The sequence below is a fragment of the Cupriavidus sp. HPC(L) genome (genome assembly GCF_000307735.3).
In the GTDB taxonomy this organism is placed as follows: domain Bacteria; phylum Pseudomonadota; class Gammaproteobacteria; order Burkholderiales; family Burkholderiaceae; genus Cupriavidus.
Window position 1 is genome coordinate 1 of record NZ_AMPR02000050.1, and the last position, 11883, is coordinate 11883.

Annotated in this window: 8 protein-coding genes and 1 pseudogene; 4 read left to right on the forward strand and 5 right to left on the reverse strand. The window is 69.7% G+C overall.

Going from position 1 to position 11883, the window contains the following annotated elements; all coding sequences use genetic code 11:
- A pseudogene (locus B551_RS26430) lies at positions 1-929 on the forward strand (cyclase); the annotation flags it as partial.
- 138 nt (positions 930-1067) lie between these two features.
- On the opposite strand, the gene B551_RS04470 reads toward B551_RS26430, so the two are convergent.
- On the reverse strand, positions 1068-1319 hold the full coding sequence (locus tag B551_RS04470; protein WP_006577258.1) for a GlsB/YeaQ/YmgE family stress response membrane protein: 252 nt from the start codon (positions 1317-1319) through the stop codon (positions 1068-1070).
- A 215-nt stretch (positions 1320-1534) separates the two neighbouring features.
- On the opposite strand from B551_RS04470, the gene B551_RS04475 reads away from it, so the two are divergent.
- Both B551_RS04475 and B551_RS04480 read left to right on the forward strand, forming a co-directional pair.
- The gene (locus tag B551_RS04475) at positions 1535-2470 is read left to right on the forward strand and encodes a DedA family protein/thiosulfate sulfurtransferase GlpE (protein ID WP_023263560.1); all 936 of its coding nucleotides are present in this window, start codon (positions 1535-1537) and stop codon (positions 2468-2470) included.
- 208 nt (positions 2471-2678) lie between these two features.
- The gene (locus B551_RS04480) at positions 2679-3710 is read left to right on the forward strand and encodes an LLM class flavin-dependent oxidoreductase (protein ID WP_006577256.1); all 1032 of its coding nucleotides are present in this window, start codon (positions 2679-2681) and stop codon (positions 3708-3710) included.
- A gap of 27 nt (positions 3711-3737) precedes the next feature.
- Here B551_RS04480 and B551_RS04485 read toward each other — a convergent pair whose 3' ends face one another.
- From B551_RS04485 to norR, 3 genes are all read right to left on the reverse strand, one after another.
- Entirely contained in the window at positions 3738-4586 is an 849-nt protein-coding gene (locus B551_RS04485) for a hypothetical protein (RefSeq protein ID WP_006577255.1), read from the reverse strand.
- A gap of 227 nt (positions 4587-4813) precedes the next feature.
- Positions 4814-7816, reverse strand: a complete 3003-nt coding sequence (locus B551_RS04490) for a transglycosylase domain-containing protein (RefSeq protein WP_006577254.1) — start codon at positions 7814-7816, stop codon at positions 4814-4816.
- 233 nt (positions 7817-8049) lie between these two features.
- Positions 8050-9663, reverse strand: coding sequence for a nitric oxide reductase transcriptional regulator NorR (norR, locus tag B551_RS04495; RefSeq protein WP_023263561.1), 1614 nt, complete (start codon positions 9661-9663; stop codon positions 8050-8052).
- Positions 9664-9827: 164 nt separating this feature from the next.
- On the opposite strand from norR, the gene hmpA reads away from it, so the two are divergent.
- Positions 9828-11015: an NO-inducible flavohemoprotein gene (gene hmpA, locus B551_RS04500; protein WP_006578660.1), complete on the forward strand. Its 1188-nt coding sequence runs from the start codon at positions 9828-9830 to the stop codon at positions 11013-11015.
- A 48-nt stretch (positions 11016-11063) separates the two neighbouring features.
- Here hmpA and B551_RS04505 read toward each other — a convergent pair.
- Positions 11064-11883: hypothetical protein (locus B551_RS04505; RefSeq protein ID WP_023263562.1), on the reverse strand; the 820-nt coding region annotated here is incomplete at its 5' end.

The following is an 11883-nucleotide window of genomic DNA, read 5'->3' on the forward strand; positions in this document are numbered from 1 at the left end:
CGCTGCGGCACGCCGGCGCGGCGGGTTCCGCGCTGGGCGAGGCGCGCGCGCTTGGCGGCCTCGGCGACGCCTACTACCAGCAGGGCCGCATGGTCACCGCCCGCGCGCACTTCGTCCGCTGCGTCGAGCTGGCCCGAGCCCGCGGCTTCGTGCGGATCGAAGGGGCGAACCTGCCGATGGTGGGTGCGGTCGACAGCCTGTGCCATGCGCTGTCGTCCGCGCTGGCGCGTTGCGAGGAGGCGCTGCGCATCGCTCGCCGCATCGGCGATGCGCGCATCGAACTGCTGGCCTACGACGTGATGGCGTCCAGCGAAGAGCAGACCGGCGAATGGGCCAAATCGCAAGCGCATGCCGAACGGGCGCTGGCGCTGGCCCGGCGCCTGGGCGCGCGTCGCTTCGAGGCGGAACTGGCCGGACGGCGGGCGCTGGCCATCGGCAACCAGGGGCATCCCGAGGCCGCCGAACAGCTGCTCGACGAAGCCCTGGCGCTCAGCCGCGACACCGGCATGCGCTACTCCGGCCCCATGATCCTGGGCTTCCTCGCCCGCACCTCGCGCGATCCGGACAAGCAGCGCCGTGCGTTGGCCCAAGGCGAGGCGATCCTCGCGCAAAGCTGTGTCAGCCATTGCCATCTCGATCTCTACGAAGCCGCGATGGAGGTCTCGCTGCGCAACGGCCGCTGGGACGATGCGGATCGCTATGCCGACGCGCTGCAGGCCTATACGCGCGCGGAGCCGTTTCCGTGGGCGCAGTTCCAGATTCGCCGCGCCCGCGTGCTGGCGGCGCTGGGCCGCAGCGCGGGGGACGTCGGCCGGACCGGCCTGCAGGCCGAATTGATGGCGCTGCGCAAGGAGGCGATCGGTGCGGGCATGCTGGCCGCGCTGGCGGGGATTGAAGAGGCGCTGCGGCGGATGGGAACGTCCTGCTAGCGTCGGCACTGTCGTGCGAACGCAGCGTACGGGGAGCAGCAGAGCGCGAGTCCGGCAGCGGGGCCGGGGCGCGAAAGAAGGATGGGAACGATGGAAAGATGGGCGGGGCCGCCGATGGCCCCGCCCGTTGGGCGGATGTCAGGCTCTGCGCCGCACCAGCCCGTAGATCACCAGCAGCACGATCGCGCCGATCACTGAGGCGATCCAGCCGGCCGGCTCCCCGGGGCGATACCAGCCGAGCGCCTGGCCGACATATCCGGCGATCAGCGAACCGCCTATGCCGAGCAATATGGTCAAGATCCAGCCCATCTTGTCGTCGCCAGGCTTGATGGCCCTGGCGATCAGCCCCACGATCAGGCCGACGATCACCGTACCGAGGAATGACAGCATACGCATCTCCCAGTTAGGAGCGGCCGGCGGGTCCGAGCCGCTTCGGCGCCATCTTGCCACGGCTTGGGGCTCAGGGCGAGCGCTCCAGGGCATCCGGCATTCAGAGATTTTGAAACGATCGTCCAGGCCAGGACCGGCCGCGCTGGCCGCGATGCTGGCAAACTTCGCCCATATCGCGAATCATCGCGCCTTCGATCATTGAACGGGAGACCGCCGTGGGGGAATTGCAGGTCCTGCTGGAACAGCATGGACTGACGCTGGTATTTCTGAACGTGCTGATCGAGCAGGCCGGCCTGCCGGTGCCCGCCTATCCGCTGCTGCTGGTGGCCGGGGCGCTGGGCATGCGCGAGACGGGACCCTCGATCGGCGCGGTGCTGGGCGCCGTGGTGGTGGCCTGCCTGATTGCCGATTCGCTGTGGTACGTGGCGGGCCGGCGGCTGGGCCAGCCGATGCTGCGCACCATCTGCAAGGTGTCGCTGTCGCAGGACAGCTGCATCCGGCAGACGCAGTCGCTGTATCTGCGGCTGGGCCCGCGCTCGCTGATCTTCTCCAAGCTGCTGCCGGGCGCCGGCGCGCTGTCGACCGCGATGGCGGGCATGACCGCCACGCCGTTCGCGGTCTTCCTGTTCTACGACGCGATCGGCGCGGTGGTCTGGGCCGGCGGGGCGCTGATGATCGGCGCCGCGTTCAGCGATGCCATCGACGCCGTGCTGGACGCCTTCGGCACCTATGGCCATCTGGCGCTGATGCTGGCGCTGCTGGCGCTCGCGCTGTTCATCGTCTGGCGCTGGTGGAAGCGGGTCCGGCTGCTGCGCCGCACCCGGCTGATTCCGCGCATGAGCGTCGACGAACTGGAGGCGCGGCGCCAGGACGGCCGCCTGCCGCTGGTGCTGGACGTGCGCGCGCCGGGCAGCGCGGCGCTCGAGCGCATTCCCGGCGCGCTGCCGGTCGATCCCGATGCGCCGCTGGACCTGCTGGCCGAACATTCCCCGGCCGTGGAGATCGTCGTCTATTGCGCCTGCCCCAACGAGCTGTCCGCCGCAATGCTGGCCGAGCGGCTGCGCGCGGCCGGCTATGCCAATACCTGGGCGCTGCTGGGTGGCATCGATGCATGGAAGCAGCTGCATGGGGAGCCTGTGCCGGAGGCCTGACGGGGCAGGCGCGGCACCGGTCGAGGCGGGAGACCCTTCCGACAACGCGGGAAGAGAACGGCTATAGTTGCCGTTCCAACTCGATCGCCGCCACGGCCCACGCCCTGGCGGCGCCGCGACGTACCGTCGCATCGATGTGCCGACCGGCCTTCGATGGCGCCGCGTCCGGCCACAACCATTCCCGCATCGTCCCGCATCGCATTTCCGCATGACCGCTCCCACCACTGCCTATTCCCTGCTCGATCTTTCGCCGATTCCCGAGGGAAGCGACGCCGCACAGTCGATGCGCCATTCGCTGGACCTCGCGCAGCACGCCGAGCGCTGGGGCTATCGCCGCTTCTGGCTGGCCGAGCACCACAACATGCCCGGCATCGCCAGTGCCGCCACCGCGGTGCTGATCGGCTACGTTGCCAACGGCACCTCGACCATCCGGGTCGGCTCGGGCGGCATCATGCTGCCCAACCATTCGCCGCTGGTGGTCGCCGAGCAGTTCGGCACGCTGGCCTCGCTGTTTCCGGGCCGTATCGACCTGGGACTGGGCCGGGCGCCGGGCACCGACCAGCTGACCGCCCGCGCCCTGCGCCGCAGCGCGACCCACGACACCGCCGACACCTTCCCGCAGGACGTCGAGGAGCTGCAGGCCTATTTCGACGAGCCGCGGCCCGGCCAGCGGCTGCGCGCGGTACCCGGCGCGGGCCTGAAGGTGCCGTTGTGGCTGTTGGGCTCGAGCCTGTTCAGCGCGCAACTGGCGGCCTCGATGGGCCTGCCGTTCGCGTTTGCCTCGCATTTCGCGCCGGGCTTCATGCGCCAGGCGGTGGATCTGTATCGCCAGACCTTCCGGCCGTCCGAGGCGCTGTCCCGCCCGTACGTGATGCTTGGCCTGAACGTGTTCGCCGCCGACACCGACGCCGAGGCGACGCGGCTGTTCAGTTCGCTGCAGCAGCAGTTCCTGGCATTGGTGCGCGGCACGCCGGGGCGCATTCGTCCGCCGGTCGACGATATCGAATCGATGTGGAACGAGACCGAAGCCGCCCATATCCGCCGCTCGCTGTCCTGTTCGGTGGTCGGCGGCCTCGATACGGTGCGCGAGGGCATGCAGCGCTTCGTCGACGATCTGCGTCCGGACGAGCTGATGCTGACCGCGCAGATCTACGATCACCAGGCGCGGCTGCGTTCCTTCGAGCTGGCCGCGCAGGCCGCGCGTGATCTGCGGCCGGTCAGCGGCACGCAGACGCTGTAGCGGCCGGGGTATCCAGCGGTCCGCGGCCTATGCCGCCGCGGTAGTGGTCCCGGTAGTGGTCCCGGTGGTGGCCCCTGTCATCGCGCCGCTCTGCGCCTGCCGATGGCGGCGCACGTTCTCGATCAATTCGCGCCGCGCCGCGTCCAGCCAGGCGGTGCGATGCCTGACCGGATCCCTGGGCGAGAGCTTCGCCGCGCTGATCTCGCCAAGGAAATAGCGCACCATGCTGCCGGCGCGGGCCGGCACCGGCATCATGCCGAGCAGCTGGCCGGCCCCGATCACGCCCGTTTGCGCGGCGTGGCACAGCCCCGCCCACGCGGTGCGGCCCAGCGCCAGAAACAGGGCATCGTCGCGGACGCGCGTCAGCCGCTCGAGGAACTGCGCCTCGAACGCGCGGCGCAGCATCGGTATGGCCAGCAGCGCTTCCAGCGTGCCATCGAAGGCCAGTCCGCGGCGCATCGTCGCCTGCGGCAGCAGGGCCAGCGGCTGCAACAGGTGGAAGCCGTCTTCCCACAGCGCGGTCGCGCGTTCGGCGCCGACCAGCGCCGGGATGCCGTAATGATCGAGCATGCGGATCAGGTTGGGCCTGACCAGTGGCCCGCCCAGTTCGATCTGGCGCTTGTTTTCCAGCTGCACGATGCGGCCCGGCGCATGCGCGCGCAGCAGCGCCTCGGTCAGTTCGGCGGCGAGCCGAAGGTGCATGTGTCCCGGTGTCGTGCTGACCAGCACGAGGCGTGCCGTCGCGTTGACGTGCTCGAACGGCACGTAATGCATCACGTAGGTGCCGTCGTTGTCGACGACGACCGGATGCGCGATGACGGCGTTGGCGCCGCCCTGCCGGATGCGCGCGCAGTAGTCTTCGATATAGCTGCCCAAGGTGCCCCCGTTCCACAGCGACGTATTTTCTGACTGCGTCTCGGCGGGTGCCGATGCTCGTCGTTTGCTTGATGGTAAGCGCAGGGGCGGGGCGGGCAAAGTCGCGGCGCGACGTTTCGGGCGCGGGGCAGCGGGGAATTGGTGGGGCAGCGAACAGATCGCGTCAACCGCGCGAAGAGGGGGCCGAGCTCCGCGCCCCTGGCAAGGCGGGTCCGGGCCCGCGGCGTTCAACCGCCGGTGCAGGCAAGCATCGCCGGTCCGGCCTGCGGCTCCATCGCGACGATGGTCGGCGCCAGCCCGCGCAGCAGCTTGACCGACAACGCGCTGGTGAAGTTGTAGCGCGCCGCGTGGGGCCCACGCACATGCAACGTGACCGTGCCGAAGTAGCGCTCGCCGATGGTGAACACGAAGGTCGCGGAGCGGCTGACGGCGCGCGATGCGATCACGTAGCCGCCGCGGCCGAACACCATGTGCCGGTGATCGCCGGTTCCGGTCTTGCCGCCGAGCGCCATGCCGCGCTCGGCCGGAAAGACGCCCTGCGCCGAGCGCGCGGTGCCGCCCTCGACCACGTCCAGCAGCGAGCGCCGCGCGAGTTCCGCGACGTCCTCCGGCAGCAGCCGCTTCAGTTGCCCCGGCTTCAGCACGAAGCGTGTCTCGTACGGCGTGCCGGCGGCAAAGTCGAGCCAGCGCACGGTCTCGGTGTACGGCTGCACGCCGCCGCTGAGCAGGATGCCGGCCAGTTCCGACAGCGCCGCGGGACGATCGCCGGAGGCACCCACCGCGCTGCCATAGGACGGCGTCAGCGTTTCGAACGGATAGCCCAGCCGGCGCCAGCGCTCGCCGATGCGTACGAACGCATCGCGCTCGAGCAGGATGCGGATGCGGTTGTCCTGCCCGGCCTTGCTGCGCGTGCGGAACAGCCAGGTGTAGACCTCCTGGCGAACGTCGGCGCTGGCCTCCAGCACCTGCTTCAGGTCGGCCTCGGAGTGGTGGTCCAGATAGTCGATCAGCCACAGTTCGAGCGGATGGATACGCGACAGGTAGCCGCGGTCGTTCAGCGAGAATTTGTCCTTGCCGTACTTGTCGTAGAGCGCATACACATCCTCGTCGTCCAGCTTCGTGCCGAGCTTCGCGCGCAGATGCCGCGCGAAGGTGGCCTCGTCCATGGCCGGATCGGCGCTGCGCAAGGCAACCGCCACGCGCACCGCGACAGGCTTCACGCGTTGCAGCAGCAGCGCGATGCGGCCGTCCTTGTCGAGCGCGTTGTACTTGCGATAGAAGCCGCTCAGGTACTGGCTGCCTTCCTCGTCGGCGAAGCGCTCCAGCCATTTGCGCCGGCCGGGCGCATCGCGATCGGCCAGCAGCTCGCTGGCATCGGGATGCGCGCGGTGAACCTCGTAGCGGACGATGTCGCGCATCATGCGGATGAAGACCAGATTGACCGAGTGCTGGAAGGCCCGGCGCACCGTCAGGTTCTGCACGCTGGCCGAGCGCTCGAAGTTGGTGAAGGTCTGCAGCCCGCCGCCGGTGAAAAACGCTTCGCCGGCGCCGCCGGCGTACTTGCGTTCGAGCGCGGCCTCGAGCATCGCGCGGCGATCGCCGTTGGGGTTCTTCAGCAGCCAGTCGATCGTCCAGCGCGTCAGTCCATCCTGCGGCGAAACGGGGACGCGCTGCAGCTCGGCGCGCGTCATGCCGGCGTAGCGGTCGTGCAGTTCGGCCAGGATTTCCAGATAGGTGACCAGCGTGCGCAGCTTGGCGGTCGAGCCCAGATTGAGCCGCGCGCCGCTGTTCAGGTCGAACGGCTGGTCGATGTTGTCGGCCTGCACGCGCAGATAGCTGGCATTGCCGACCCGCTCGAACAGCGTGAAGCTGGCCACCAGCTTCGACGGATCGTCATGGTCGCGCAGCATGTTGTGGCCATAGAGGCCAAGCTCGCGCGCGCCCTGCTTGTCGCGCAGCTTCATCAGCGTCGCCGTGATCTGGCGCTGCGCTTCGGTATTGATCGTGCTGGCGACCGTCAGGTCGAGCCGGTCCAGATCGTAGCGGCTCCACACGCCGAGCAGGCGCGACAGGTCGGCACGTACCTGGTTGATGGCCTTGCGCGTGACGAACGGGTCGGCGGGCGGCAGCGAGGGAATCGGCGCCTTGTCCAGCCGCGCGGCGAGCGCGGCGTCGCGCAGCCGGGGCGAGATCACGCCGGCGCCGGCGAGCAGGCGCAGATAGCTGTCGGTCAGCGGCTCCAGGTTGGTGTCGTAGCGGCGCAGATGGTACGAGGGGCGGCGCTGCGCGATGATCAGCGACAGCGCCTGCTTGAAGACCTGCGCCTCGCGCGGCGTCGGCTGTTTTTGCTCGATCTCGTGCAGCATCCGGTTGGCTTCGTCGAAGTCCTCGCCGTACCAGTAGTACATGCCATCGCCGATGCCGTGGATTTCGCCGCGGCCATTGCGCGCCGACAGCGGTACGGTGTTCAGGTAGTCCACCACGATGCGCTCGCGCGCCCGCACGGTGTCGCGGCCGTCGAGATAGGCGCGCACCGAGGCCGAGCCCATCTGCCGCAGCTTCTCCGAAATCGAAGCCGTGCGTCCATTCGGCGAATGGCGATATTTCTCGATCTGCGTGGCCAGCGTGCTGCCGCCCGGCGTATCGCGCTCGCGGTCGACGATGGCGAACAGCTGGTCGACGCCCGCGCGCGACAACCGTCGCCAGTCGAGCGCCGGATTGCGGGTCGGATATTCGGGATTGAGCAGCCCCTGGTTCTCGACGAACAGCAGCGAGTTGGCCAGCACCTGCGGGACGTCGCGGTAGTCCTGGTACTGGCGTTCGGGAAAGCGCTGCACCGACACGCTGCGGTCGTTGCAATCGAGCAGCGCCAGCCCGGCGCGGGTCTTCTCGCGATAGGGCGCGTACAGGCCGAGATCGAGGTATTCGAGCATCGCCTGGGACATCCGCGCCTGATGCTCGCGCACGAAGCCTCGCGCTTCGAGCATCTCGGTGTAGTGCGGAATCCGGGCGTAACCGAGCCGCATGTCGTAGGGCCCGGCGTCGGGAAAGCGGATGCGGTCGCTGGCGCCCGGCGCGATCGTGTAGGTCAGGCGCTGGCCCCAATCGTGGAAATAGCGCGCCTGCCACCGCGAGGTGCGAACCTCGTCAGCGATCAGATGGGCGGCGAAATAGCAGGCGCCGCCAACCAGGACCAGCAGGACAACGATAGGCCAGACACGACGCGACACGGTTCGCTTCCGGTGCTATGGGTGGTCGATCGAAGCGTCATTGCGCACTACGGGCCGCGCGCCTCCGATCTCTAGTATTGGCGCTAGTCGGCGTTTGCACAGGGACAGCCGACAGAAAATTTTCTGGCCGGGCCGTCGAGATCGGCGAATGCAGGCAGGCGATCGGCTCGCAGGGCCAAGTATGCCTTGGCCGTCGCTTGTGGTGAAGCGCGGGGGGCGCAGGCCGGGATGCGCTAACGCCGGGCCGCGCCATGGCCCGCCCCGGCCTTCGGCGTCTCTGGTGCGATGCCGAGCCGGCGCGCCAGCCGATGGAAGTTGCTGCGGTCCATGCCGGCCTCGCGCGCGGCGGCCGCATAGGCGCCGCCGTGCCGGGTCAGCGCGGCTTCGATCCAGCGGCGCTGGAAGTCGTCGGTGGCTTCGCGCAGCGTGCCGCCCGCCGGCATCGATGTCCCGGAGCGGGGGGCGGGGCGGTCGTCCCGCTGCAGCGCGGCCGGACCGCCGTGGTGGCCGGCCTCCTCCGTGCCATGCGCGAGCCGGCTGGTGCCGCCGTCGAGGCCCAGGTGGCGCGCTTCGATCGCGATCCAGCGCGCGCCGCGGCGCGATTCGGCCAGCGCGCGCAGGGCCGCCCGGCTGATCAGATGTTCGAGTTCGCGGACATTGCCCGGCCACGAATACGCCATCAGCGCCAGCGCCGCGTCCGGCGCCAGCCGCAGGTTGCGTGCACCGAGACGGTGCTGGTTTTCCTCGAGAAAGCCGCCGGCCAGCGCGAGCACGTCGCGGCCGCGCTCGCGCAGCGGCGGCACGCGCAACGGATAGACCGACAACCGGTGGTACAGGTCGGCGCGAAAGCGCCCCTCGGCCACCGCCTTGCCGAGGTCGCGGTTGGTCGCCGCGAGCACGCGGACATCGACGCGCAGCAGCCGGTCGCTGCCGGGCCGCTGCACTTCCCCGCTCTGCAGCACGCGCAGCAGCTTGGCCTGCACCGGCAACGGCAGCTCGCCAACCTCGTCCAGAAACAGCGTGCCGCCGTCGGCCAGCTCGAATTTGCCGACACGGTCCTGCACCGCGCCGGTGAAGGCGCCGCGCTTGTGGCCGAACAGCTCGCTGTCGGCCAGGGTCTCGGGCAACGCCGCGCAGTTGATCTGCACCAGCGGCCGCTCGCGGCGGGCGGAACGGTCGTGCAGCCGCTGCGCGACCAGCTCCTTGCCGACGCCGGTCTCGCCCAGGATCAGCACGCTCAGATCCGAGCCGGCCACGGTGTCGATTTCCTGCTTCAGCCGCTTCATTGCCGCGCTCTTGCCGAGCAGCTCGCGCGGCTGGCCGTGCGCCTGCAGCGCCCGGCTCATCTCGCGCTCGCGGGCGGCCCGTTCGGCCAGCGTCCGGATCGTCTCGTCGGCCTCGATGCCCGATTCGAGCATCGTCACCACGGCCTGCATCTGGGCCGCCGAGATGTCGGCGAATGCCCCGGGCTGCAGCGCGTCCAGCGTTACCAGGCCCCACAGCCGGCCGCCGCAATGCAGCGGCGCACCCATGCAGTCGTGGATCGGCAGGATGTCGGGCTGGCCCTCGATCAGGCCGTCGTACGGGTCCGGCAGGCCGCAATCGGCGGCGAAACGCACGCCGTCCTCGCTGTCGAGCAGCTGCGCCAGCCGCGGGTGGGCGGACACCGGGAAGCGGCGCCCCAGCGCATCGTCGCTCAGGCCGTGCACCGCGACCGGAACCAGCACCTCGCCTTGCAACCGCAGCAGCGCCGCGGCATCGCAATGGACGATGCCGCGGACGGCGGCCAGCAACTGACGAAAGCGGCCGTCGTCGGCGAGCGTGGGGAAATCGGAGTTTGTGGTCATGTGGACAACGTTGTGGTCTTTGTGACCTCGCGGTTAGTGTGGTCGTTTGGACAACCGCCCGCCATGGTGCCATAGAAATCAAGGGCTTGTGCCGGCCATCGTCGCTGGCACGCCGCTTGATATGGGTATGGCACCCATCGACGTCCAACCACAGGAGCGTTTTCATGCTGTCCCCGAATACCATCGCGCTGGTCAAGGCCACGGTGCCCGTGCTGACGCAGCACGGCGAAGCGATCACCCAACATTTCTATCGGCTGTTGCTGACCCAGCATCCGGAGCTGAAGGCCTTCTTCAACGAGGCCCACCAGGTCCACGGCACGCAGGCCCGGGCGCTGGCCGGCGCGGTGCTCGCCTTCGCCAGCCATGTCGATGAGCTCGAGGCGCTGGCCGGCGCGCTGCCGCGCATCGTGCAGAAGCACGCCGCGCTGGGCGTCCAGCCCGAGCACTATCCGATCGTCGGCGGCTGCCTGCTGCAGGCGATCCGCGACGTGCTGGGCGAAGCGGCGACCGACGAGATCATCGGCGCGTGGGGCGAGGCCTATGGCGTGCTGGCGAAGATCCTGATCGATGCCGAGGAGGCGGTCTACCGCGACAACGCGGCCCAGCCGGGGGGCTGGCGTGGCACGCGCGGCCTGCGCATTGCGCGCAAGGTGCAGGAGAGCGAAATCATTACCTCGTTCTATTTGGAGCCGGCCGACGGCGGCGTACTGCCCGCCTTCCGGCCCGGACAGTACCTGACGCTGCTGCTGACCATCGATGGGGCGCCGACCCGTCGCCACTACTCGCTGTCCGATGCGCCGGGCAAGCCGTGGTACCGGATCAGCGTCAAGCGCGAGCCTGGCGGTCGCGCGTCGAACTGGCTGCACGACCATGCCGCGGTCGGCGATGTGCTGCAGGCGCTGCAGCCATGCGGCGACTTCGTGCTGGAGCCGGCGGCCGACGAGCGGCCGCTGGTGCTGGTGACCGGCGGGGTCGGCATCACGCCCGCGATCAGCATGCTCGAAGCCGCCGCGCCCGCCGGCCGCCCGATCCAGTTCATCCATGCCGCGCGGCACGGCGGCGTCCATGCGTTCCGCGAGCGCGTCGATGCAATCGCCGCCAATTACGACAATGTGAGCGTTTGCTACGTCTACGACACGCCACGGGACGGGGACAATCCGCACGCGGTCGGCTTCGTCACGCGCGAGCTGCTGGCGAGCCGGCTGCCCGCCGATCGCGACGTCGACTTCTATCTGCTGGGGCCGAAGGCCTTCATGCGCGCGGTCCATGCCGACGGACGGGCGCTGGGCATCGCGCCCGAGCGGCTGCGCTTCGAGTTCTTCGGACCGCTGGAGGACCTGCAGGCGGCCTGAGCCCCGCGGCGGCAAGGCTGTAGCGGGGCGGGCGCGGCGCGGCGCGCGCTAGCGCCCGCTGTCCGGCATGCCGATCGCCGTGGTTTCGATGACCTGCTGCTGGTCGCCCTGGCGGATCTCGGTGCGCAGCACGAAGGCTTCGCTGGGGCAGTACCAGTCGGTCACGGTCATGCTGTAGGGCTCGGGCCGCTCGATGTCGTCGCCGATATGCACCTCGCCCAGCGAGGCCTGCTTGTCGTAGCGGATCGGCAGGCATTCGCGCCGGCCGAGCGGCGTGTCGATGTGCTGGCGGCGGCCGACCCGCCGCTCGCCAATGTGGATCGATGCGCGCGGTACCCGGATCGTCGTCACCGCCTCGCCCGAATGCAGGCTGTTGATCTGCAGGCTGGCGCTCGAGTGCAGTGATTCGCCGGGCAGCGTGACGCCTTCGCGGATGTCGTGGCCGGCATAGGACAACAGGCCGGTGCCTTCGAACGACGCCTCGCCGAACAGCCGGGCATAGCGTGCCTGCGCATTGATGGTGGCGTGCTGGCTGCTGATCCGGCCATTGGCGGCGCCGGCATCGCCGAGCAGCGTCAGCCGGTGCATCTGGTCCATCACCACCGGGGGACCCATCATCGCCGCCAGTGCGGACTTGGAATGGATGTCGAGCCAGGCCGCGCAGCCACCCGGCACTGGCCCGGGATGGCGCACCGTCATCGTGATCGACATCGGCATCTGGCCATCGGCCTCCAACTGCGCCCGCGCACCGCTGCGAAACCAGGGCGCCTGGCACACGGGCGGAGCCGTGCCGGCCTGGGCGGCCGGGGCGACAGCAGCGGCGGAGGGAGCCGCGGCGTCCGGCGTGCCGGCAGGCTGGGCGTGCGAG

Bases quoted from the DNA above. Each gene is read 5' to 3' on its own strand.
- hmpA (WP_006578660.1), top strand. From the start codon at position 9,828: ATGCTGTCCCCGAATACCATCGCGCTGGTCAAGGCCACGGTGCCCGTG.
- B551_RS04480 (WP_006577256.1), top strand. From the start codon at position 2,679: ATGACCGCTCCCACCACTGCCTATTCCCTGCTCGATCTTTCGCCGATT.
- B551_RS04470 (WP_006577258.1), bottom strand. From the start codon at position 1,319: ATGCTGTCATTCCTCGGTACGGTGATCGTCGGCCTGATCGTGGGGCTG.
- norR (WP_023263561.1), bottom strand. From the start codon at position 9,663: ATGACCACAAACTCCGATTTCCCCACGCTCGCCGACGACGGCCGCTTT.